The organism is Colwellia hornerae (genome assembly GCF_007954355.1).
Classification (GTDB): domain Bacteria; phylum Pseudomonadota; class Gammaproteobacteria; order Enterobacterales; family Alteromonadaceae; genus Colwellia_A; species Colwellia_A hornerae.
On record NZ_VOLR01000014.1, the window covers coordinates 1 to 22,448 of the forward strand.

22 protein-coding genes are annotated in these 22,448 nt (G+C 38.3%); 17 read left to right on the forward strand and 5 right to left on the reverse strand.

Annotation, left to right across the window (positions count from 1 at the left end; genetic code table 11):
• The 3 genes from ftsY to ftsX form a co-directional block, all read left to right on the forward strand.
• The coding region (ftsY, locus tag ESZ26_RS11015; protein WP_146829403.1) for a signal recognition particle-docking protein FtsY at nt 1–1,057 on the forward strand (1,057 nt) is incomplete at its 5' end.
• A 71-nt stretch (nt 1,058–1,128) separates the two neighbouring features.
• A complete protein-coding gene (gene ftsE, locus ESZ26_RS11020; protein ID WP_070375328.1) occupies nt 1,129–1,827 on the forward strand; it encodes a cell division ATP-binding protein FtsE in 699 nt (232 codons plus the stop codon).
• On the forward strand, nt 1,811–2,797 hold the full coding sequence (gene ftsX / locus ESZ26_RS11025) for a permease-like cell division protein FtsX (protein WP_395880379.1): 987 nt from the start codon (nt 1,811–1,813) through the stop codon (nt 2,795–2,797). The genes ftsE and ftsX overlap by 17 nt, the downstream gene beginning before the upstream one ends.
• A 21-nt stretch (nt 2,798–2,818) precedes the next feature.
• Here the strand turns inward: ftsX and ESZ26_RS11030 are convergent, their stop codons facing one another.
• The gene (locus ESZ26_RS11030; RefSeq protein ID WP_223271714.1) at nt 2,819–4,036 is read right to left on the reverse strand and encodes an EAL and HDOD domain-containing protein; all 1,218 of its coding nucleotides are present in this window, start codon (nt 4,034–4,036) and stop codon (nt 2,819–2,821) included.
• Nucleotides 4,037–4,347: 311 nt separating this feature from the next.
• Between ESZ26_RS11030 and rpoH the strand changes: the two genes are divergently transcribed.
• Nucleotides 4,348–5,211, forward strand: a complete 864-nt coding sequence (gene rpoH, locus ESZ26_RS11035; RefSeq protein WP_146796426.1) for an RNA polymerase sigma factor RpoH — start codon at nt 4,348–4,350, stop codon at nt 5,209–5,211.
• A gap of 290 nt (nt 5,212–5,501) precedes the next feature.
• The gene (locus tag ESZ26_RS11040; protein WP_146796428.1) at nt 5,502–8,132 is read left to right on the forward strand and encodes a bifunctional diguanylate cyclase/phosphodiesterase; all 2,631 of its coding nucleotides are present in this window, start codon (nt 5,502–5,504) and stop codon (nt 8,130–8,132) included.
• A 7-nt stretch (nt 8,133–8,139) separates the two neighbouring features.
• Here the strand turns inward: ESZ26_RS11040 and ESZ26_RS11045 are convergent, their stop codons facing one another.
• On the reverse strand, nt 8,140–9,162 hold the full coding sequence (locus ESZ26_RS11045) for a hypothetical protein (RefSeq protein WP_146796431.1): 1,023 nt from the start codon (nt 9,160–9,162) through the stop codon (nt 8,140–8,142).
• 92 nt (nt 9,163–9,254) lie between these two features.
• On the opposite strand from ESZ26_RS11045, the gene tatA reads away from it, so the two are divergent.
• The 7 genes from tatA to ESZ26_RS11080 all read left to right on the forward strand — a co-directional run bounded on the left by tatA (nt 9,255) and on the right by ESZ26_RS11080 (nt 14,380).
• Nucleotides 9,255–9,494, forward strand: coding sequence for a Sec-independent protein translocase subunit TatA (gene tatA, locus ESZ26_RS11050; RefSeq protein ID WP_146796436.1), 240 nt, complete (start codon nt 9,255–9,257; stop codon nt 9,492–9,494).
• A gap of 3 nt (nt 9,495–9,497) precedes the next feature.
• Complete coding sequence (tatB, locus tag ESZ26_RS11055; protein ID WP_146796439.1) at nt 9,498–9,917, forward strand: Sec-independent protein translocase protein TatB; 420 nt, start codon at nt 9,498–9,500, stop codon at nt 9,915–9,917.
• Nucleotides 9,918–9,921: 4 nt separating this feature from the next.
• Nucleotides 9,922–10,665 carry a twin-arginine translocase subunit TatC gene (gene tatC / locus ESZ26_RS11060; protein ID WP_146796442.1) on the forward strand — a complete coding sequence of 248 codons (744 nt, stop codon included), beginning with the start codon at nt 9,922–9,924 and terminating at the stop codon, nt 10,663–10,665.
• A 21-nt stretch (nt 10,666–10,686) separates the two neighbouring features.
• The gene (locus ESZ26_RS11065) at nt 10,687–11,478 is read left to right on the forward strand and encodes a TatD family hydrolase (protein WP_146796444.1); all 792 of its coding nucleotides are present in this window, start codon (nt 10,687–10,689) and stop codon (nt 11,476–11,478) included.
• Nucleotides 11,479–11,606: 128 nt separating this feature from the next.
• Entirely contained in the window at nt 11,607–12,314 is a 708-nt protein-coding gene (locus tag ESZ26_RS11070; RefSeq protein ID WP_223271713.1) for a GGDEF domain-containing protein, read from the forward strand.
• Between the two features lie 39 nt (nt 12,315–12,353).
• Nucleotides 12,354–13,373, forward strand: a complete 1,020-nt coding sequence (hemB, locus tag ESZ26_RS11075; RefSeq protein WP_146796447.1) for a porphobilinogen synthase — start codon at nt 12,354–12,356, stop codon at nt 13,371–13,373.
• 155 nt (nt 13,374–13,528) lie between these two features.
• Nucleotides 13,529–14,380: a DMT family transporter gene (locus tag ESZ26_RS11080; RefSeq protein WP_170246365.1), complete on the forward strand. Its 852-nt coding sequence runs from the start codon at nt 13,529–13,531 to the stop codon at nt 14,378–14,380.
• Nucleotides 14,381–14,464: 84 nt separating this feature from the next.
• Here the strand turns inward: ESZ26_RS11080 and ESZ26_RS11085 are convergent, their stop codons facing one another.
• Both ESZ26_RS11085 and rhlB read right to left on the reverse strand, forming a co-directional pair.
• Nucleotides 14,465–15,991 (reverse strand): Ppx/GppA phosphatase family protein, encoded by a 1,527-nt coding sequence (locus tag ESZ26_RS11085; RefSeq protein ID WP_146796453.1) that lies wholly within the window; start codon nt 15,989–15,991, stop codon nt 14,465–14,467.
• Nucleotides 15,992–15,997: 6 nt separating this feature from the next.
• Nucleotides 15,998–17,260 (reverse strand): ATP-dependent RNA helicase RhlB, encoded by a 1,263-nt coding sequence (gene rhlB / locus ESZ26_RS11090; protein WP_146796456.1) that lies wholly within the window; start codon nt 17,258–17,260, stop codon nt 15,998–16,000.
• Nucleotides 17,261–17,437: 177 nt separating this feature from the next.
• Here rhlB and trxA point away from each other — a divergent pair, with 177 nt between their 5' ends.
• From trxA to arfA, 5 genes are all read left to right on the forward strand, one after another.
• On the forward strand, nt 17,438–17,764 hold the full coding sequence (trxA, locus tag ESZ26_RS11095; RefSeq protein ID WP_070375344.1) for a thioredoxin TrxA: 327 nt from the start codon (nt 17,438–17,440) through the stop codon (nt 17,762–17,764).
• A 214-nt stretch (nt 17,765–17,978) separates the two neighbouring features.
• On the forward strand, nt 17,979–19,238 hold the full coding sequence (rho, locus tag ESZ26_RS11100; protein WP_146796459.1) for a transcription termination factor Rho: 1,260 nt from the start codon (nt 17,979–17,981) through the stop codon (nt 19,236–19,238).
• Nucleotides 19,239–19,376: 138 nt separating this feature from the next.
• The gene (gene ubiD, locus ESZ26_RS11105) at nt 19,377–20,879 is read left to right on the forward strand and encodes a 4-hydroxy-3-polyprenylbenzoate decarboxylase (protein ID WP_146796462.1); all 1,503 of its coding nucleotides are present in this window, start codon (nt 19,377–19,379) and stop codon (nt 20,877–20,879) included.
• A gap of 53 nt (nt 20,880–20,932) precedes the next feature.
• Complete coding sequence (gene fre / locus ESZ26_RS11110) at nt 20,933–21,628, forward strand: NAD(P)H-flavin reductase (RefSeq protein ID WP_146796465.1); 696 nt, start codon at nt 20,933–20,935, stop codon at nt 21,626–21,628.
• A gap of 75 nt (nt 21,629–21,703) precedes the next feature.
• Nucleotides 21,704–21,907, forward strand: a complete 204-nt coding sequence (gene arfA / locus ESZ26_RS11115; RefSeq protein WP_146796468.1) for an alternative ribosome rescue factor ArfA — start codon at nt 21,704–21,706, stop codon at nt 21,905–21,907.
• A gap of 100 nt (nt 21,908–22,007) precedes the next feature.
• Here arfA and ESZ26_RS11120 read toward each other — a convergent pair whose 3' ends face one another.
• On the reverse strand, nt 22,008–22,436 hold the full coding sequence (locus ESZ26_RS11120; protein WP_146796471.1) for a hypothetical protein: 429 nt from the start codon (nt 22,434–22,436) through the stop codon (nt 22,008–22,010).
• Nucleotides 22,437–22,448: the final 12 nt, after the last annotated feature.

A 22,448-nucleotide genomic window follows, 5' to 3' on the forward strand; every position in this document is an offset into this window, starting at 1 on the left:
AGAGCCAGAGCCAGAGCCAGAGCCAGAGCCAGAGCCAGAGCCAGAGCCAGAGCCAGAGCCAGAGCCAGAGCCAGAGCCAGAGCCAGAGCCAGAGCCAGAGCCAGAGCCAGAGCCAGAGCCAGAGCCAACAGCTAAGGCTGGTTTTTTTGCTCGATTAAAGCAAGGACTTACTAAAACACGCGAAAATATTGGTGGTGGAATATTTACCTTATTCAGCGGTAAAAAAATTGATGATGAGTTATTTGAAGAACTCGAAACACATTTACTGTTAGCTGATGTGGGTATTGAAACCACCACGAAAATTATTAAATCACTTACCGAAAGTGCATCGCGTAAACAGCTTAAAAATGCTGAAGCTTTGTATGATTTACTCAAAGAAGAATTAAAGAAAATTATTGAGCCAGCAAGTGTACCGCTAGAGATTAATAATGATTCAGGTCCTTTTGTCATTTTAATGGTTGGCGTAAATGGCGTCGGGAAAACTACCACTATTGGTAAATTAGCGAAAAAATTTCAAGCGGAAGGTAAATCGGTCATGCTAGCAGCTGGTGACACGTTTAGAGCGGCGGCGGTCGAGCAATTACAAGTTTGGGGCGAGCGCAACGATATTCCTGTCATTGCCCAGCATACTGGCGCAGACAGTGCTTCAGTTATTTTTGACGCGATTAGTGCGGCAAAAGCCCGTGGTGTAGATGTACTCATTGCCGATACGGCTGGGCGACTGCAAAACAAAAGTCACTTAATGGATGAATTGAAAAAAGTCGTTCGTGTTATGAAAAAAATTGATGATAAAGCACCTCATGAAGTAATGTTAACCCTAGATGCAGGCACTGGACAAAATGCTTTAAGTCAAACAAAGCTATTTGATGAGGCTGTTGGTTTGACTGGACTAACACTAACCAAGCTTGATGGTACCGCTAAAGGTGGTGTTGTTTTTGCTATTGCCGATAAAAATGCGATTCCGATCCGCTATTTAGGTGTCGGTGAAGGCATCGATGATTTGCGGCCATTTAATGGTGATGACTTTATTGATGCATTGTTCACTCAAGATAGTTAATACTTACGGCATAGTTTTGATGCCCGACTGCACTATGTAAAAACTAATAAAAATAAGAGTATGGCCATTTTATGATCCATTTTAATAATGTCAGTAAAACCTATCCTGGTGGCTTTTTAGCACTTAAGAATGTCAGCTTTGAGTTAGCTGCAGGTGAAATGGCATTTTTAACCGGACACTCAGGAGCGGGGAAAAGCACACTCTTAAAGCTGATGAGCTTAATGGAAAAACCGACCAGTGGTAAAATCCAAATTAATGGTAGTGAAATATCAAATATCAAATATAAAGATATTCCTTATGCTCGTCGAAAAATAGGAATGATTTTTCAAAATCATAACCTATTAATGGACAGAACTATTTTTGACAATGTTGCGCTACCTTTAGTTATTGAAGGGTATAGCCACAAAGAAACCCGCAAACGTGTTGAAGCGGCACTAGATAAAGTCCATTTAAGTGATAAATTACGCTGTTTTCCTAATATGTTGTCAGGTGGCGAGCAACAACGGGTCGGTATTGCCCGAGCATTGGTAAATAAGCCATTAATCTTGCTTGCTGATGAGCCTACGGGGAACTTAGATCCTAAACTCTCCTTAGATATTATTCGCTTGTTTGAAGAGTTTAATGATTTTGGCGTTACCGTACTCATTGCCACACACGATCTGGGTCTGATTGCTAGAATGAAATACAGAACGTTGACGCTAAAGCAAGGCTCTATGATCACCGATGGTATTGTTGAAGGTTTACAAGTTAGGCATGAAAACAATGAATAAATCTTCCCGCTTTGGCCAACCTGCACAGAAATTAAGTTTTGCAGCAAAAATAACTGCACGATTAATTCGACATGTCCAACAAGCGGTTGGTAGTTTAGGTGATTTATGGCGCACCCCTTTCACCTCAATCATGACAGTTTTAGTGTTAGGTATCAGTTTGACCTTACCTGCCACATTACATTTATTTGTCAAAAATGCTAAGGCGATCAGTGAACAGTGGGATACCGCCTCAGAAATTAGCTTGTTTTTGAAGTTGTCTGTTACTGATAAAGCGGCACAAAATTTAGTCCATAGAATTGAACTTTATCCTGAGGTCGCCAAGGTTACTTACATTTCGGCAGACAAAGCTTTAGAAGAGTTTAAAACGTTATCTGGTTTTGGACAGGCGCTAGAATATTTAGATAAAAATCCTCTACCGGCAACACTGTTAGTGACCCCAACAACACGTGCTAGTCAAACACAAGCGGCCGGTGAGTTGTTATTAAAATTAGAAAAAGAACGAGAGGTTCAGCAAGGAAAGTTAGATCTTGAATGGCTTTCTCGACTAGAGGCTATTGCTAAACTCATTGAAGATATCGTGGTGGGTATTGGTGCCTTGCTATGTTTGTCTGTAGTGCTTATTATCGGCAACACCATACGGTTAGCTATTTTAAATCAAAAAGACGCGATTGCGGTGATGAAACTTGTTGGTGCAACTGATAGCTTCATTCAACGGCCTTTTTTATATGCGGGTCTCTGGTATGGTGTCTTGGGTGGTGTGGTTTCCTGCATATGTGTGGCTATACTCGCTAAATACTTATCGGGAGCTCTCTCTGAATTAACAAATTTATACCAGAGCAATTTTACCATTAGCGGCTTAAGCTTTGTAGAAGCGATGACACTGATATTATTGGCCGTTATACTTGGCTTGTCAGGAAGTTATATTTCAGTGCGTAAACATATTCGTGCGATAGAGCCTACTGCAGATTAATAAAGTCTACTTACTATAGGTTTAAGTGCCACTGCTAAGCATTTCGTCTGCCCATGACAGTGAGTCTTTATAAGCTTGAAAACAAATCTCACTATCTAAGGTAATTGTGTTGGCAATTTTTTCAGCTTCTGCCCATAAGCCTTGTTCTATCTTTCTCACTAACGACAGATAATCGCCAAGGTCGCACTGCTCGCTTCTTAATGCTGACTTTATACCTTCATGAATAGGTAACACCCCCAGTACATATTCTAATTCATGATCTAAAATACCATCGATTAACGATAATATTCCGGTGAGAAAAGCTTTAGGGGGATTTTCATTTTCAAAGCGAGAAAGGGCTATTTTTTCACAGAACTTAGCTCTAACTAAAGAAAGACGCATAATCTCTGGGTTTTTATCTGAGCTCAAATCTGACAGCGCAAGCAAAGCAATGAATTTTTTCAGTTCAACTTGTCCGATGTATGCAAGAGCATGTTTTAATGATGTTATTTCTTGGCTACTGCCATAGGTAGGGCTATTGATAAAACGCAGTAATTTATAGGTTAAGCCGGGGTCAATGGCAAAAATTTCACTGATTTTGTCAATGTTTAACTCTATTTGACTCGCTTGGCTGATCAGTTCGAGGATATTTTGTTTTGCGGTAGTAATTTTACGCTGTTTAAGCATTTCTGGCCTAGCAAAAAAATAACCTTGAAAAAGTGTAAAACCGAGCATTTTTAATCGTTCAAATTGTTGTGAGGTTTCTACTTTTTCCGCTAATAGCGTTACATTTAGTCCGGCAAGCTTTCTGACCAGCTTGCTAATTTCTATAATAGAAAACTGCAGGACATCAATTTTGATAATATCAATGATTGGGTAAAATGGAGCCCATTTTTCATCAAAATCAAAATCGTCTAAGGCGAGTTTATAACCTTTCTCATAAAGTGATTGGCAAGCGGCTAATAGTTGAGGGGTTACTGGAACGTCTTCTAAAATTTCTAATACCACGTTTTTGGGATCGAGGAAGCTGGGAAAGTGAAAAATCAAGGTATCGGCATGAAAGTTAATATAAGCGGGTAAATCACCAGTAATTTGCTCTATTCCTAAGGTTAAATGGTTGTTAGTCAGTATGTTAGATGTTGCTTGATTGGGATCAATGTCAGGAAAACTGTTACTTTTTCCATCGCGAAAAAGCAACTCATAGGCCACAACATTCTGTTTAATATCTAAGATTGGCTGACGAGCAACATATGAGTACAAATTGTAACCCTCTAAAATTCATTTATAAGCTAATTAAATAGGTAAAGTCATAGCCACATCCTTGTTGAACTACTTGTTGATAAAAAATAAGTTATTGTTTTTTATATTATAAGTGTTTATTTCTGCTTTTATGTTAACAAATATACACAAAAAAAGCAGATAAATTTACAGGACTGAGTTGTTTCGTCTTGTGTTGTAAGGTAATGTGTGATGCGTTGCTCGCCTACACGGTTGATGTATGCTATTATAGCGGGCTAGAAAGTTAAGAATTTTTTAAGAGTTATTAAAGAGCGATAAAGAGGGGTTTTAAAATGAGTAAACCGATACAATCAATGGCGCTAACGGTTCCACGTAGCGGTAGTATTGAATCTTACATGCAGTCTGCTTACGGCATTCCAATGCTTACTGCACAGCGTGAGAATGAACTCGCCACTCGTTTATATTCAGAAAATGATTTACAAGCGGCACAAGAGCTTATTATGTCGCATTTACGTTTTGTTATTCATGTAGCAAAAGGTTATGCAGGTTATGGTTTACCTCAAGCAGATTTAATTCAAGAAGGTAACGTTGGTTTAATGAAAGCTGTTAAGCGTTTTAATCCAGAAGTGGGTGTTCGCTTGGTTTCGTTTGCTGTTCATTGGATAAAAGCTGAAATTCATGAGTTCGTGTTACGTAATTGGCGTATTGTTAAAGTGGCAACGACCAAAGCACAACGCAAATTGTTTTTTAACCTACGTAAAAATAAAAAGCGTTTAGGTTGGTTTAGTAACGACGAAATTAATAATGTTGCAGAGACACTGGGTGTTACACCTAAAGACGTTTTAGAGATGGAATCTAGAATGAGTAATCAAGATCAGGCTTTTGAGCTGTCATCTGATGATGTTGATAACTCTGCCGGTGGAGGTTACTCGCCTGCATTGTATCTTGAAGATCATCAGTCAGATCTCGCTGTTCAGGTTGAAGACGAAGATCACTCTGCTCATGCTAATAAACGTTTATCTAATGCCTTAGTGATTCTTGATGAGCGCAGTCAAGATATTATAAGAACTCGTTGGTTAACTGAAGATAAAACGACACTACAAGATTTAGCCAATAAATATCATATTTCGGCAGAACGTGTCAGACAGCTAGAAAAAAATGCCCTTAATAAACTTAAAGGCTCAATGGCTGCTTAGTTATTAAATATCGTCTGTCATAATAAAAAAACCGACGACAGTCGGTTTTTTTATGGCTGTTTTTGTCGATTTGACCTTTTGATTATTGGTATTAGTTTGTTTTAGTTAATTGAACCGTTATTGCCTCTATTTTCGATCAAATTAGCGTAATTCCTCAACTGTGGTGTATAAAAAGCATACATATACTGTATTGATCTTAACAATTCAAATAAGGTACTAGCCAAGTGATATTAATTTGGTAGACTAAACGCTTAAAAATAATACTAATAACTAAATATGGAATCGCCTTGATGGAATCAAAGGCAAAGGAAGATATTCTGGCATTACGTCAGCTTCCAAAATTAAAGTCTCTACTTAAAAAGTATCGGCAAGTTAAAACCATGCAATCGGGGTTGTTGCAGTTGTCTGAATTGGCAAGCACAGTTACCGATATGGCAGCGTTTTATGCTGAGCTTAAATCGGTGATTAAAACCTTATTAATTACCGATAGTTTTCATATCACCTTGATCAACTCAAAGCATAATCTCGAACTTGCCCATTGCCACAACCCTGAAGAAATTCGTTTACATGATCATTTAAAAGTTGCTGATTGGCGAAAATGCCTAACAGGTATGGTTTTTGAAAATGAAAAACCTATGCACTGTTCTGCCAAAGAACGTATGGCATTAGCAAAATCAGGTAATATTTTTCTCTATGGTTCATCGTGTATTGATTGGCTTGGTGTACCTCTTAGGCGTGGCAGTCAAGTTATTGGTGTTTTAGCCTTACAAAGTTACGATGATAAACTTTATTTTGATGAATCTGACTGTCAGTTGCTTGAGTTTATTGGCCTACACTTAGTGACAGCGATCGATCGTGTTCGTAGTCGTGAGTTATTAGAGCAAAGTATTTTACAGCGTACAGAAAAGCTGACCGAAACGAATAAGCAGTTACAAATTGAAATTGCCGAGCGAAAAAAAGCGGTAAAAATGCATAAAGCCTTATTATCAATTTCAGAAATTACCGCTAATTCACAAGATATTGACTGCTTCTATCGAGCTATTCATCAAGAAATAAACACCCTATTACCGGCAAAAAACTTATATATTGCCCTGTTAGATAATAGTGATAGCAAAGATCACTCTATAGTGACCTTTCCCTATTATGACGATGAAAAAGTACATTCTCCTCTACCAAGAATGCTAGGTTACGGTTTAACCGAATTGGCAATTAAAGCTGCCGCGCCGACTTTAATTGCGGAAGGTGAAGTATTTTATTTATCCGAACAAGGTAAGATAACAAGTGAACCACTGACCTTAGATTATCCTGAACATAAAATGCCACAAGCATGGCTTGCTGCGCCATTAATGGAAGATGGAAAAATATTTGGCATTTTAGCTATTCAGCATTACCAAGATTCGCAAGCCTATCAACAGAGTGATTTAAAACTTATTCGTTTTATTAGCCAGCATGTTGATACCGCTATTTTGCGCAAACGCTCACAAGCTGAAATTAAAAAGCATCACGAAAAATTAGAGAAAACGGTTAATCAACGCACTCAAGAACTACAAGCAAGTAATTTAAATTTGCGTATGCAAATTGATGAAAGACGTAAAGCTGAAGCGCAACTTTACTATCAAGCACACCACGATGGGCTGACGAAATTGCCCAATAGAGCGATGTTTTCAGACCGATTGAGCTACGCACTGCGACATTTAAAGCGCCATCCAGAACAAGGGTTTGCGGTGTTATTTATCGACTTAGATCGCTTCAAAATGATCAACGATACACTGGGACACCATGCTGGAGACGAATTTCTTATTGAGATTGCGTTAAGGTTGCAAGACTGTGTCAGAGATAACGATATTTTGGCGCGTTTAGGTGGAGATGAATTTGTTATTTTGCTCGATTCACTGCAATGCCAAGGTGACATTGAAGAAGTCGCCTCACGCATTATTACCGCTATTGCCAAACCCTTTAGTTTAGGTGGCCATACACTTTACTCTAATGCCAGTATAGGTATTGCACAATGCAGTGATCATTATAAAGATTCTCATGAGATTTTACGTGATGCTGATGCTGCCATGTATCAAGCAAAAAACTTGGGTCGCGGTCGTTATGTTTTTTTCGATGAAAGTATGCGAGAACAACTTATGGCAAGTATGACTTTAGAGCAAGAGTTGCGTGTTGCGATTATTGAGAGCCAGTTTGAACTGCATTATCAGCAAATATCAAACTTAACGCTAACTAATACTATTGGTTTTGAAGCCTTATTACGTTGGCAGCACCCAACTAAAGGCCTATTAACACCAAGCGAATTTTTATACATGGCTGAAGAAACGGGCATGATATTAGACATTGAAGCTTGGGTTATTAAAGAAGTGAGTGAACAATTAAAAAGCTGGCGACAAAGTAGCGAGTATTTTAATGCTTTTATCGGTATTAACTTATCGGGACGTCACTTAGTTCAGGCCAATCAGCTCAATAAATTGATCAAGCAAATTAAAGACGCTGGCATAGAGCCACATCGCTTAATTCTCGAATTTAACGAGTCCGCATTTGCGCAACAAAGTGAGTTAGCCCTGAAAAATTTACGTCGATTAAAAGATTTTGGCGTTAAACTTGCCCTTGATGACTACGGTGCTGGTTCATCGTCATTAAATTTCTTGCACAACTACCCTTTTGAATTTATCAAACTCGACAGAAGCTTTGTCCGTACACTGAATACTAATAATAAAAATTTATCGTTAGTAAAGGCTTTGCATGATCTCGGCAGTAATTTTGGTTATCATTTAGTCGCTGAAGGGATAGAGTCAGAAGAAATGTTGAAAAAGCTGCAGAACGCTGGTTGTGAGTTTGGTCAGGGTTTTCATATTAGTCGACCAGTAAAAATGCCGCGAATCATGGCTGAAAATGAAGCCATACTTGAAGTGAACGGCTAACTATCAGTTATATTTTACTGAAAAAACCTTCTATGCGTAAAGCAATTCCGGGTGTAGTGGTATAGTTATCCTCTTGGGACCATTCTAAAAAAGGTTCAACTTCAAAAAATAACCATTTTTCTAACGCATTGAATCGGTAACGATAACTTAGCGTATACTTGTCGGTAAAAAAACCATATTGACCATTACGCTCACCTTCAACTTGCAAACCAACAACTGATGCCGTTGTTGAATTTAATTGGTTTAATTGATAAAAGCCGTGTTTCCATCGAATACCACTAAATGATTCAGAGCCACGAATAGTATAGTTGATTCTATATTGTGATTTTTCATTATATTGATAATTATATTCAAGAAATAATTTTGCACCAAGACCATCACCTAAAAAGTAATAGGTTGAAGGTTCAACTTTAAAACCGTGCTTTTCATTGTAAGTATACAACTGGCGCTGGCGTACCTTTATAAAGATATCACCGCCTGAAATTCCTAATCGAGTATCAACTAAGCTATCGCTCTTCTTTTTGACTACATAACGCAATGCTGCAGCGAAGCTCTCTTCATTTATTTCTGGGCGAGTACCAATGCCATCGAGCGGCAACTGGCCATCTTCAACATCATCTTCATCAGAAAGGATCAAGCTCATTTTGTCTTTAAAGTGGGGTAACTTTACTTTTAATCGAAAACGAGAATCAAGCTCTGCCAAATGACGGGCTTTTGGGATCCAGCCAAAACGTATTTTTGCTGTTGCTTTAGGTTCAATTTGTTGACTATCAATATCGGTAAAAAAACTATCAAACCAAGTCGCTGATTGATAAACAGAGTTAGCGATGGTGTCGTGTACTTCTTGACCCCAGTGATCGGGCACAAGCGTAGGCACGACATGCCTTTCTGGCTGTTTGATTGGTTTTACTATTTGCTTCTCAGTGTCACTGTCCATGTTTTGATCTTGTCTAGCATTACTTTGAAAAGTAGTGAAGGTAATGCTGATCATCAACAAGCAACTCAGATAAATAAGGTGCTTTTTCTGCAAAGTTTGTCCTATCGCATTATTTTGTCTATCAAAGGATGATTTTTCATTTTAAAACTTTATAATGAATCCATTCTAAATAATAGGGGTTTATCATGGGAAATATGGGAATTTGGCAATTATTAATTGTTGCGGTTATTATAGTGTTGTTATTTGGCACAAAAAAATTACGTAATCTAGGTGGGGATTTAGGTTCTGCCGTAAAAGGGTTTAAAAATGCTATGACTGATAGCAGCGCCAAAAAGGAAGAAGAAAGTGCAGAAAATATTGCTGATAAGTCTACTGCTGTCGATGCCGAAGAGAAAGTAAAAACAAAAGAAAAAGATCAGGCATAAGCGATGTTTGATATTGGCTTTTGGGAGCTGTCGCTGATTGCGATAATAGGTATGATCGTTTTAGGTCCAGAGCGTTTACCTGTTGCTATTCGTACGGTTCGCAGCTGGATAAGTGGTGTTCGTAAGTTTAGTGACAGTGTGAAAACTGAGCTTACTGAAGAATTACGTATTCAAGAATTACATGCTAATTTGAAAAAAGCAGAACAAGCGGATATGAAAAATCTCTCACCTGAGATTGCAGAATCATTAAAAACCTTACAAGAAGCTGCTGAGATGGTCAATCGTCCTTATCAACTAGATAAAGGGCCTGAAAAAGTTGACTCACCAAGCATTGTCTCAGAAAATATTGAAAAGAGTGATAAGGTGACTGAAGAAACAACGGTCACTGCGAACCTTTCATCTTCACAAGAAAATAAAAAGTAACACCATGAATTCATCTTCAGCCAGTAGCTATACTTTATTTGATCATTTACTCGAATTACGCAGCCGATTATTGAACGTTGTAGTGGGAGTATTGATTGTCTTTTTAGGTTTGTTTTATTTCGCTAATGAGATTTATGAATATGTTTCCAAACCCTTAATGGAAACCTTACCTGAAGGGGGGCAAATGATCGCAACAGATGTTGCCTCGTCATTCTTTGCTCCGTTTAAATTAACCATGGTGCTTTCTATATTTATCGCCATGCCATTTATTCTTTATCAAATTTGGGCTTTTGTCGCGCCTGGTCTATATAAAAATGAAAAACGCTTAGTTATTCCGTTGATGTTTGGCAGTACCTTGTTATTTTATAGTGGTATTGCTTTTGTTTATTATGTGGTCTTTCCAATAATTTTTGCTTTTTTTACTTCTGTCGCGCCTGAAGGGGTAAATATTGCAACGGACATTACCAGTTATTTAGATTTTGTTCTAAAATTATTCTTTGCCTTTGGAGTTGTTTTTGAAATACCCATTGTCATTATTTTACTGTGTTGGACCGGTTTTACCGATCCCGCCAGTTTACGTGCAAAAAGGCCCTATGTTGTCGTTGGTGCCTTTGTGGTTGGCATGTTATTAACACCGCCTGATATTATTTCACAAACATTACTGGCAGTACCTATGCTGTTATTATTTGAATTAGGCGTTTTTATAGCGTCTATATACCAGAAAAAAAACGAATCTGAAGAAGCTTAGTTTGATGAAATTGGATAGCTAATGATAGATGTTGGCGTTAATTTAACAAATACGCGTTTTGATAAAGACCGTGATGAATTAATCGCGCGGGCTAAATCTGTTGGAATTACTGCTATGTTGGTCACGGGTACCAATATAGCTGAAAGCCATAAAGCTTTACAATTGTCTGCACAATATCCTGATTATCTTTATAGCACAGCAGGTGTGCATCCTCATGATGCCGATAATGTCAGTGATGATTATTTACACGATATTAGAAGGTTAGCCAAACATAAAGCGGTAAAAGCGATTGGCGAATGTGGTTTAGATTTCAACCGTAATTTTTCAACGCCAAAGCAACAAGAAAAAGTATTTGCCGAACAAATCTCGTTAGCGGCAGAACTCCAGTTGCCACTTTTTCTTCACCAGCGAGATGCTTTTCCTGCTTGGTTTCAATTACTTTCTCCTTACTTAACCGCTGTGCCCGCTATGGTTTCTCATTGTTTTACTGGTAATGCTGATGAGTTAGACCAATGCTTATCAGCAGGAATGTATATTGGTATTACTGGCTGGGTTTGCGACGAGCGTCGCGGAAAACCATTACAAGCGCTTATACCATCAATTCCATTAGATAAGTTGATGATTGAAACCGATGCGCCATACTTAACGCCAAGAAGCATTAAGCCTAAACCTAAAAGCAGCCGAAACGAACCGGCCTATTTGCCATACGTTATAGAAAAACTTGCTGAATTATACCAGTGCAATAATAACGATATTATTAATGCTACCAGTGAAAATGCACGAAAAGTTTTTAATTTAGGTGAGTTTCAATGATTTCACTATTTAATCGTTCGATTTCCTACCTTTTTATCGTCACAATATTAGTGTTGATGTTCACGACAATTCAGTTGGTTTTGCAATTTTCATCGCTAACCTTATTAATATTATTAACGGCTCTGTTAATGACACTATTAGTCTGTCTACAAGAAAAAAACACTACTAAATTTCATGATAATGTTACTGAAAATCAGCATGTTGAAAATGAAGTTCAAGATAACGATGAGCTCGAAAGTAAAGTGCAAGAGCGTACTTTAGAACTCAACATTGCCTTGCAAGAACTCGAAGAAGTTAATAAAGAGTTGGAAGAAAAGAATACGTTAGACGAGCTGACCGGTTTATATAACCGCAGATTCTATGATCAAAAAATACTGGCTGAATATCGACGTAGTCGCCGTAATTTAACGCCCTTGAGCTTATTGGTTATTGATATCGATCATTTCAAAACAGTGAATGATAATTATGGTCATTTAGCTGGTGACGAATGTTTAGTCGCGGTTGCTGCTTGCATTAAAAGTTGCTTGCGGCGCAGTGCTGATATTAGTTGTCGTTATGGTGGTGAAGAGTTTTGTTTAATATTACCCGAAACCGACAGCAAGGGCGCAATGGCGCTTGCTGAGGAATTAAGGGAAAGTATTGCCAGCTGCCAAGTTAGCTATAACGACATCATCATAAATTTAACCATTAGCTGTGGCATTAGCACTTATTTACAACAAAAAGATGTTCAAGCTGAGCATCTCTTTGTCGTAGCAGATCAAGCCTTATATCAAGCAAAACATAATGGCCGCAATCAAGTGATTCAACAAGATTTTGTAAAAGTTAGTGATATTTAACCACTAATCTATCAACTTTATTTATATAGGAATATTTTTATGAGTAACGCTTTTGGGCAATTTCCTGCCCGCAGAATGCGCCGCATGCGCCGTGATAATTTTTCGCGTCGCCTAATGTCAGAAAATCAATTAACCGTTAATGATTTAATTTATCCCGTTTTTGTCCTCGATGGCGAAAATCAGCGCGAAGCTATTGCCTCTATGCCTGGCGTGGAACGTAAAAGTATTGATTTATTATTAGAAGAAGCGCAAGAACTGGTTGATTTAGGTATTCCTGCCATCGCTATATTTCCTGTCACCCCGGCAAATAAAAAGTCATTAATGGCTGAAGAAGCTTATAACCCTGAGGGACTAGCACAACGCACTGTTCGTGCACTTAAAGCTAAGTTCCCAGAATTAGGGGTAATAACCGATGTTGCTCTCGACCCTTTTACGACCCATGGACAAGATGGCATTCTTGGCATTAAGGGTAAAGATGAAGGTTATGTATTAAATGATATTACCAAAGAAATTCTAGTTAAGCAGGCCTTATCTCATGCCCAAGCTGGCGCGGATGTCGTTGCTCCTTCTGATATGATGGATGGTCGTGTTGGCGCTATTCGTCAAGAATTAGAAAAACATGGTTTTGTAAACACACGAATTTTAGCTTATTCAGCAAAATATGCCTCTAATTATTATGGCCCCTTCCGTGATGCTGTTGGCTCTGCGAGTAATATCAAAGGCGGTAATAAATTCTCATATCAAATGGACCCAGCAAACAGCGATGAAGCATTACATGAAGTTGCTCAAGACATTGCTGAAGGTGCAGATATGGTGATGGTAAAACCGGGTATGCCTTATTTAGATATTGTACGCCGGGTAAAAGATACCTTTCAAGTGCCAACATATGCTTACCAAGTGAGTGGCGAATATGCAATGCACATGGCAGCTATTCAAAATGGCTGGTTAGCTGAAAAACCTTGTGTAATGGAGGGTTTACTGGCTTTTAAACGCGCAGGCGCTGATGGTATTTTAACTTACTTTGCCAAAAAAGTGGCTTGCTGGTTAAAAGAGCAGTAACTTTATCACTTAGCCTTAAAGGTGCTAAGCGTAAAAATCGTACTTTGCAATGGCATAAGTAGATAGTAAAAATATATAGGCAAACGACTTATTCTATTAGCTGATGTGTTTTAGCTGATAGAATGACTTGTTTAATTTTACTAAATCGAGCATTAATGCCCAGTCACAAACAGTCATTATTTTCACTGCATAGTGCGGTGTTACTTTTCGCTATATCGGGTCTTTTTGCTAAGTGGCTAAATATGCCAGCCAGCCATATTGTTTTTGGCCGTGCTGCTTTTGCCGCGGCGACTATCGCACTCTTTGTTTTGCTGATAAGAAAACAATCACTAAGGGTTGAAAAGTCACTGCTACTGCCGCTTGCTTTTACCGGTTTAGTTTTAGCTTTTCATTGGGGCAGCTTCTTTTATGCTATTCAGGTATCAAGTGTCGCAATTGGCTTGATCACTTTTGCAACTTTTCCTGTTTTTGTTAGCTTTTTAGAGCCGATGTTTTTCAAAGAAAAATTTCATTATCAGGCATTATTACAGGCCTTACTCACTGTTGTTGGTATCCTATTTATTTTACCACTTAACCATTTAAGTGCCGGTGATATCGAAGGGGTGATATGGGGAATGACATCGGCAATGAGTTTTGCTTTGTTAACACTGTTAAATCGAAAATTTGTTGCTAAAACCTCGGCTAAAAAAGTGGCATTTTATCAAAATGCGTGTGCTACGGTATGCTTATTACCCCTGATGTTTTTATATCCGATCACCATATCTTACCAACAGTTGTCGGTATTAATTATTTTAGGTGTTCTTTTTACGGCTGTTGCTCATACATTATTTAATCATTCTCTAAAAGTTGTTAAAGCGCAAACAGCAAGTATCGCGGTAAGTTTAGAGCCTATCTACGGTTCTATAGCGGCATATTTTCTTTTAGGCGAACAAATAACTGTAATGATGGTAATAGGTGGTAGTATTGTTATTTTTACCAATCTTTGGGCATCTAAAACCAATAGCTAATGGTCACTAAAGATCGATATTTAAGTGTGTTATTGACCTTTGCAGAGCAGATACCAAACGATAAATAAATTGTTATTTAGGGGCTTATTGAGTCTCACAAAAGATGTTAAGTGATAAATGAAGCTGTGTTAAATGGGCACTTTCTTGGAGCAGTTCGTCAGCGATAAGGGGGTGTGTAGCAAGCCAAGTCGTTGGTAAACATAAATTGATAATGTCATCAGACTTACTTTTAATAATAGCGGTTTGATAATCGGGTAAAGCATCATCTTTGCGGCGTCGACATAAAATGATGGCTAAACGTAAAATAACTAACAGGTAGCTTGCTTGCTGAAAATTTACTGCCGTTTGATTTCGTAGCAAATCGACATCAATGTCACCTTTGTGTAATAAAACTAAGCTGACTAGCAATTGTCGTTCTATTTGGTTAAAGCCAGGTAAATCTGCGTGTTGTAATATGTAAGCACCATGGCGTTGATGCTGCTTAAACTCTAATAACAAACCAATTTCATGTAAATCACAGGCAGCATTTAATAATGCCAAGCTGTTTTCTTCATCTAATGACCAAGACTTTTTGTAGGTATGAAATAAGCTCGTCGCTTGCTTTTGTATCCGCTTAGCATGTTGGTTATCAATATGAAATTTTTCAGTGAGAGAATTAATCGTACCCTGTCGAATACTCATATCTATATTTTCAGGTAGCATGCTGTAAAGTAAACCTTCACGTAAAGCACCGCTTGATAACTGAATATTCTCAATGGTGAAACATTCAATGACGGCAATTAAAATAGCGACGCCACTGGCTATAACCGGCGATCTTTCCTGGCTAAGCCCAGCAATCTTAATTTCACTTATTGTTTTACATTGCATTAACTGTTGTTGAATGGTCTGTAAGAAAAGCAGATTAACGCCAGTACTTTTATGGGTAAATTGTTGCATTTCGGTGAGGGCTTGCATAGTGCCAGAGCCACTTAATACTAACTTCCAACCTGTCTCTTTAAAACGCTCAACTAAAGGAAGGATTACTTTTTTTGCTGCAGCTGTAGCAAGAGCAAAATTTTCAGCCGTTAATTTATTATCAGAGAAATAACGGCTATTAAAAGTGACACAGCCAATATTTAAGCTTTCAACTTGTTTAGTGACAAAGCCATCACCTAAAATAAGCTCAGTACTTGCGCCGCCAATATCAATAACAAAGCGTTGTTTAGCACCACAACTGGTATGTGCTACTCCTAAATAAATATTTTTAGCTTCTTGTTTGCCACTGAGTAGCTTTATTGGTTGTCCTAAAATCTTATTGGCTTGCGTTAAAAACTCTTCACGATTTTTAGCAAGACGTAGGGTTGCTGTCGCAACAATACGGACATTTTTTTGAGGAATATCTTGCAGCCGTTCAGCGAAGAAGCTTAAACATTCAAGCCCTCGGGCAATAGCGGCTTGGCTAAGTTGGTTGTCTGAATTTAAACCGGAGGCTAAACGCACTTTACGTTTAACTTTATCAACCACCTGAACACTATTTGCTAGCTGTCGGGTGATCAACATATGAAAGCTGTTTGAACCTAAATCGATCACCGCATAAAGAGGTGTTGAAATCTCAGTATGGGTGATCGTCATAGCTGCCTAGTAGCGACGCTGGTTGTTACCACCCGTTCTACCACGATTTTGTCCACCATTTTGAGGCTTATGGCGACGAGGACGAGGTTTAGGGGTAGGGAAGTCTGTTAATAACGCATCTTGATTATATTTACTTACTGGTAAGGCATGTTCAATATAAGTTTCGATAGGAGGTAAGTTAAAAACGTAACCTTCACAGGCAAAACTAATGGCATGACCGGTTGCACCAGCACGACCAGTACGGCCTATGCGATGAACATAATCTTCACAATCATCGGGTAAATCATAATTAAATACATGACTAACGCTAGGAATATGTAAACCACGTGCAGCAACATCGGTTGCAACAAGAATATCTAATTCTCCGGCACTGAATTGCTCAAGAATTTTTAAACGTTTCTTTTGTGGTACATCGCCAGTTAATAAACCAACGCGAATGTTATCTATTTCTAAATGTGAATATACCTTTTCACAAACATGTTTAGTATTGGCAAAAATGATCGCTTTTTCAGGCCACTCTTCTTCAATTAATGTTTGTAATAAAGCCATTTTATCTTCGTTTGAAGGATAAAATAATTCTTCAGAAATTCGAGTGTTTGTTTTTTGTTCTGGCGCGATTTCAACACTTTCAGGCTCATTCATGTGTTCAAATGCAAGTTCTTTTACACGAAAAGACAAGGTCGCTGAAAACAACATACTTAAACGTGCTGTTGCAGCAGGCATGCGATTAAACATGTATCGAATGTCTTTAATAAAACCCAAGTCGAACATACGATCGGCTTCATCAAGTACAACAACTTCAATGTTATTAAGGTTATAGATGCCTTGTTTCATGTAATCGAGTAAACGACCACAAGTACCAATAAGAATGTCAACGCCAGCTTCAAGCTCTAAACGTTGGCTTTCATAGCCTTCACCACCATAAACTACGCCTAAACGTAAGCCGGTGCTTTTTGCCATTTCTTTAGCATCGCGGTGAATTTGAACCGCTAATTCACGTGTTGGTGCCATAATCAGCGCACGTGGTTGATTATGCTTAGGATCTGGTTTTTGTAATAAGTGATGAAAGGTTGCAGCTAAAAAGGCGATTGTTTTACCTTCGCCAGTTTGTGCTTGGCCTGCAATATCAGTACCTTTCAATAAAATGGGCAAAGATTGCTCTTGAATTGAAGTGCAATACTCAAAGCCCATAGCGTCAAGACCTGCGACAACTTTTGCGTCGAGGTTAAGTTCTGAGAACTTAGTTTCAGTTAAGTGTGTTTTATTCATGCGCACAGCTTAACAGGTTATATTGTTAATAAAAAACGGTATCGAGCAAATGTATTCATAAATACTTAATTAATGTTAGAAATAGCCAACAGTTATAAGATCAAAGTTGGTAATTCATTATGATGGCGTTATAATCCCCAGCAATTGGCAAAATGCCACCATTTAACGGAGATACAAATGAGCGATAGAATTGTTCAGTTAACAGATGACAGTTTTGATACTGACGTAATTACCGCCTCAGGCCTTATATTAGTCGATTTTTGGGCTGAATGGTGTGGTCCTTGTAAAATGATTGCACCTTTATTAAATGACATTGCAGAAGAATATGCAGGTCAAGTAACTGTTGGTAAATTAAATATCGATCAAAATTCAATTACTCCACCTAAATATGGTATTCGTGGTATTCCTACGTTATTGCTATTTAAAGATGGCGCAGTCGCTGATACTAAGGTCGGCGCATTATCTAAAACTCAATTAAAAGAGTTTATTGATAATAATTTATAAGTTTTCATAAAAAGGTTCGTATTTACGAGCCTTTTTTGTATATATTAGCTTAATAATTAAAGAAGAAAGCCATAGATCAAATTTTGATCCTTTACCTGATTAAATTTTAGTGCTAAATTTAGCTTTCTAATGAACCACATTTCAAACCAAACTCCAATTTCAATGATGCCAACAGGCAAACTCACTTCAATATAAATAGTTAAAGAACCCCACTATGAACCTGATCGAACTTAAAGAAAAACCAATAAGCGAACTTGTCGAGCTTGCCGCATCTATGAAGCTTGATAATTTAGGCCGCAATCGTAAACAAGACATAATTTTTGCTATATTAAATGCCCATGCCGAAAACGATAATGATATTTTTGGTGGCGGTGTTTTAGAAATTTTACAAGACGGCTTTGGTTTTTTGCGTTCTTCAGATTCCTCATACTTAGCGGGACCTGATGATATTTATGTTTCACCGAGTCAAATTCGCCGTTTTAGTATGCGTACTGGTGATACTATTCACGGAAAAATTCGTCCACCTAAAAAAGGTGAACGTTATTTTGCGCTATTAAAAGTCGCAGAAGTCAATTTTGACAAGCCAGAAAATGTTCGCAACAAAATACTCTTTGAAAATTTAACGCCTATTCATCCTGATCAGCGTTTAATCATGGAACGTGGTAACGGCTCAACCGAAGATATTACCGCACGTGTTTTAGATTTAGCTTCTCCAATTGGTAAAGGACAACGTGGTTTAATTGTTGCCCCACCAAAAGCCGGTAAAACCTTATTACTTCAAAACATTGCGCAAAGTATTGCTCATAACCATCCTGATGCCGAGTTAATGGTCTTGCTTATTGATGAGCGTCCGGAAGAAGTGACAGAAATGCAGCGCTTGGTAAAAGGCGAAGTCATTGCATCAACGTTTGATGAACCAGCAAACCGTCATGTACAAGTAGCTGAAATGGTTATTGAAAAAGCGAAGCGTTTAGTTGAACATAAAAAAGATGTTGTTATTTTACTCGACTCAATCACGCGATTAGCTCGAGCTTATAATACGGTTATTCCATCATCAGGTAAAATTCTTACTGGTGGTGTTGATGCTAATGCTTTACATCGTCCAAAACGCTTTTTTGGTGCAGCACGTAACATTGAACACGGTGGTAGTTTAACGATTATCGCCACAGCGCTAGTAGAAACTGGCTCTAAGATGGATGAAGTTATTTACGAAGAGTTTAAAGGTACCGGTAACATGGAACTACACCTTTCTCGTAAAGTGTCTGAAAAACGTGTTTTCCCAGCGATTAATATTAATCGCAGTGGTACTCGCCGTGAAGAACTCATCACTAAACCTGCTGAATTACAGAAAATGTGGATTTTACGTAAAATCGTTCATGAAATGGATGAAGTTGGCGCGATTGAGTTTCTTATCGATAAACTAGCGATGACTAAAACGAATAACGAATTTTTTGACTCTATGAAACGTAAATAGTTTATTGGTCGCTCATTCACATTCGTGAGATTGCGACAAACCGTACATCCTGTACATAAACGCCAGCGTTAGCAATAACGACTGGCGTTTTTGCTTAAAACACTGTCAAATTATTAAGTGGGTAAGTGATTTAAATTTATGAAATATAGTGACTTAAGAGACTTTATTAAGCAGTTAGAAAAAATAGGCCAGCTCAAGCGTATTTCTCAGCCTATTTCTACAGACTTAACGATGACCGAAATCAGTGACCGTACCTTGCGCGCAGAGGGGCCAGCGTTACTGTTTGAAAACCCCGTTGATAAAAATGGTGTTCCACACGGCATGCCAGTACTAACCAACTTGTTTGGTACCCCTGATCGGGTTGCCTTGGCTATGGGGCAACCCGATGTACGAGCCTTGCGTGATGTTGGCAAATTACTGGCTATGTTAAAAGAGCCAGAGCCTCCGAAAGGATTTCGTGACGCGATAAGTAAAATTCCGGTCTATAAGCAAGTCTTAAATATGCCGGTAAAGGTCATTAAAAAGCCATTATGCCAGCAAGTTATTATTGAGGGTGCTGATGTAGATTTAACTAAGCTACCTATTCAAAAGTGTTGGCCAGGTGATGTTGCTCCTTTAATTACTTGGGGATTAACCGTGACACGCGGCCCTCATAAAGAACGTCAAAATTTAGGTATTTATCGCCAGCAATTAATCAGTAAAAATAAAATTATTATGCGTTGGCTATCACATCGTGGTGGCGCATTAGATTTTCAAGAATTTAAGCAAACTAATCCCGGTGAGAAATACCCTATTTCTGTCGCTTTAGGGGCAGACCCTGCCACTATTTTAGGTGCGGTAACGCCCGTTCCTGATACCTTGTCAGAGTATGCTTTTGCCGGTTTACTCCGTGGCGCTAAAACAGAAGTGGCAAAATGTATTAGTAACGATTTAGAAGTACCTGCGACCGCTGAGATTATTTTAGAGGGGTACTTAGACCCTGCTGAGGTTGCTCCAGAGGGGCCATATGGCGATCATACCGGTTATTATAATGAAGTTGATAACTTCCCTGTGATGACAGTTACCCATATCACCCATCGTAAAGACCCTATTTATCACAGTACTTATACCGGACGTCCACCCGATGAGCCAGCTATTTTAGGTGTGGCATTAAATGAAGTGTTTGTGCCTATTTTACAGAAACAATTTCCTGAAATTCAGGATTTCTATTTACCACCAGAAGGTTGCTCATATCGCTTGGCGATTGTTACCATTAAAAAGCAATATGCAGGACATGCAAAACGCGTAATGATGGGGGTTTGGTCTTTTTTACGGCAATTTATGTATACTAAGTTCGTAATTGTTTGTGATGATGATATTAATGCCCGTGATTGGAAAGACGTAATTTGGGCAATGACTACACGGATGGATCCAAGTCGTGATACGGTATTAATTGAAAATACACCCATAGATTATTTAGATTTTGCCTCACCGGTTTCTGGTTTAGGTTCAAAAATGGGCATGGATGCAACAAACAAATGGCCAGGTGAAACAAATCGCGAATGGGGTGAGCCCATTGTAATGACCGAAGAAATTAAAGCAGATGTTGATAATATTTGGGATGAACTTAATATTTTTCCAGCAACTGATAAAAAGAGCTAGTAACTGTTATCCTAAACCCGCTTTAGGATCTGAATAATGAAAGGTTTAAATAAATGAATAAAATTAAGTGTCAGGTAGAATCATTAACATCACTGACAGAGTTTGTTTATAAAGTGCTATTAAAGCCAAGTGAGCAAATCGATTTTCAAGCCGGCCAATACTTAAACTTTGTGATGAGTGAGGAGGATAAACGTCCATTCTCTATAGCCAGTGCACCAAATGCTGAATTAATTGAACTACAAATCGGTGCTTCTGGTGCTGACAGTTATCCAATGCAAGTTATTGAGCATATTAAAGCCAATAATACCGTTACTGTTGAGATGCCACTAGGTAATGCGCAGCTGCGCAGTGAAAGTGAACGTCCGCTTTTGCTCTTGGCGGGCGGAACAGGCTTTTCTTATATAAAATCTATGTACGAATTATTAGCGTCACAAAACTCATCACGAAAAGTTGTTGTTTATTGGGGATTACGTGATCAAAATGCTTGTTATGAACTAGAAAAAACAGCTAAAATTATTGCTGGTTTAGAAAATGGTGCTTTTCATCCCGTCGTAGAGAACCCTGATGACAATTGGCAAGGGCAAGTTGGCATGGTTCACCACGTTGTGATGAAGGATATTAAAAATTTAGCAGATTATGATATTTATCTGGCGGGTCGTTTTGATATGGTGGGAGCAGTTCGTACTGACTTTTTAGCGCAAGGTGCCTTAGTTGAACATATGTTCGCTGATGCTTTTGCCTATATTTAATATTAGATAAAGTTTTAGATGAATTACCGATAAAGCCATCATACCGATGGCTTTTATGATTAAAGAGTAAAGTTAATGAGTAAAAATAAACAGGGTCAAGTATTGCAAAATGCTATAGCAACAGACTTAGGACGAGGGAAAATCAAAGATAATTTTTTTGCGGCTATTGTCACATCGAAAATTTATAAACTGCAGGTTGTGCAGGCTAAAAAAGGTAAAGGGTCATTCAAACGTAGCAACAAACATCAAGGTAGAGAACCTTATTTAATAAATGCTTAGTGCGTGAGTATTTATTAAATAAGGCTTTGTGAAGATAGTCATCAGGGTAGGAGTGATGATGGCTATTTTATTTTTTATAATGACTTACGATATCAAGTAGCTATGTATTCGCTATTTGATTGATGCTTAAACTATCAACAAAAAAACCATGACTCGCTAACCAGACCGACGCATCTTCAGTATTGGTAAACACTTGTCGTTCATAAGACTCATCAGTATGCGGTATTAACCTTTCTAATTGCATTTCTTTGGCGGCACTGACCGTGTAAATATGACAATCTTTGCTGCAACCATTGTCCTTAAACCACTGGCAATGTTCTTCAATATGTTTATCAATTGCAGGAACACCGAACTCCCAATCCTCAAAAGAAGAAACAATAGCCCAAGGACTACCTTTAAGCGGGCTTGCTTTAGCACGAAACTCTTTAACATAAGCAATAATAGCTTCTTCGTTCCAAGTGCCCGAAAACCATTGCACAACAACATTGCCACAAACTTCAATTCTCCATTCTCCGTGAATGCTAAACATAGTGGGCCTCTT

Coding starts and splice junctions, on each gene's coding strand:
- ftsE (WP_070375328.1), top strand. CDS start 1,129: ATGATCCATTTTAATAATGTCAGTAAAACCTATCCTGGTGGCTTTTTA.
- ftsX (WP_395880379.1), top strand. CDS start 1,811: ATGAAAACAATGAATAAATCTTCCCGCTTTGGCCAACCTGCACAGAAA.
- rpoH (WP_146796426.1), top strand. CDS start 4,348: ATGAGTAAACCGATACAATCAATGGCGCTAACGGTTCCACGTAGCGGT.
- ESZ26_RS11040 (WP_146796428.1), top strand. CDS start 5,502: ATGGAATCAAAGGCAAAGGAAGATATTCTGGCATTACGTCAGCTTCCA.
- tatA (WP_146796436.1), top strand. CDS start 9,255: ATGGGAAATATGGGAATTTGGCAATTATTAATTGTTGCGGTTATTATA.
- tatB (WP_146796439.1), top strand. CDS start 9,498: ATGTTTGATATTGGCTTTTGGGAGCTGTCGCTGATTGCGATAATAGGT.
- tatC (WP_146796442.1), top strand. CDS start 9,922: ATGAATTCATCTTCAGCCAGTAGCTATACTTTATTTGATCATTTACTC.
- ESZ26_RS11065 (WP_146796444.1), top strand. CDS start 10,687: ATGATAGATGTTGGCGTTAATTTAACAAATACGCGTTTTGATAAAGAC.
- ESZ26_RS11070 (WP_223271713.1), top strand. CDS start 11,607: ATGACACTATTAGTCTGTCTACAAGAAAAAAACACTACTAAATTTCAT.
- hemB (WP_146796447.1), top strand. CDS start 12,354: ATGAGTAACGCTTTTGGGCAATTTCCTGCCCGCAGAATGCGCCGCATG.
- ESZ26_RS11080 (WP_170246365.1), top strand. CDS start 13,529: ATGCCCAGTCACAAACAGTCATTATTTTCACTGCATAGTGCGGTGTTA.
- ESZ26_RS11085 (WP_146796453.1), bottom strand. CDS start 15,991: ATGACGATCACCCATACTGAGATTTCAACACCTCTTTATGCGGTGATC.
- rhlB (WP_146796456.1), bottom strand. CDS start 17,260: ATGAATAAAACACACTTAACTGAAACTAAGTTCTCAGAACTTAACCTC.
- trxA (WP_070375344.1), top strand. CDS start 17,438: ATGAGCGATAGAATTGTTCAGTTAACAGATGACAGTTTTGATACTGAC.
- rho (WP_146796459.1), top strand. CDS start 17,979: ATGAACCTGATCGAACTTAAAGAAAAACCAATAAGCGAACTTGTCGAG.
- ubiD (WP_146796462.1), top strand. CDS start 19,377: ATGAAATATAGTGACTTAAGAGACTTTATTAAGCAGTTAGAAAAAATA.
- fre (WP_146796465.1), top strand. CDS start 20,933: ATGAATAAAATTAAGTGTCAGGTAGAATCATTAACATCACTGACAGAG.
- arfA (WP_146796468.1), top strand. CDS start 21,704: ATGAGTAAAAATAAACAGGGTCAAGTATTGCAAAATGCTATAGCAACA.
- ESZ26_RS11120 (WP_146796471.1), bottom strand. CDS start 22,436: ATGTTTAGCATTCACGGAGAATGGAGAATTGAAGTTTGTGGCAATGTT.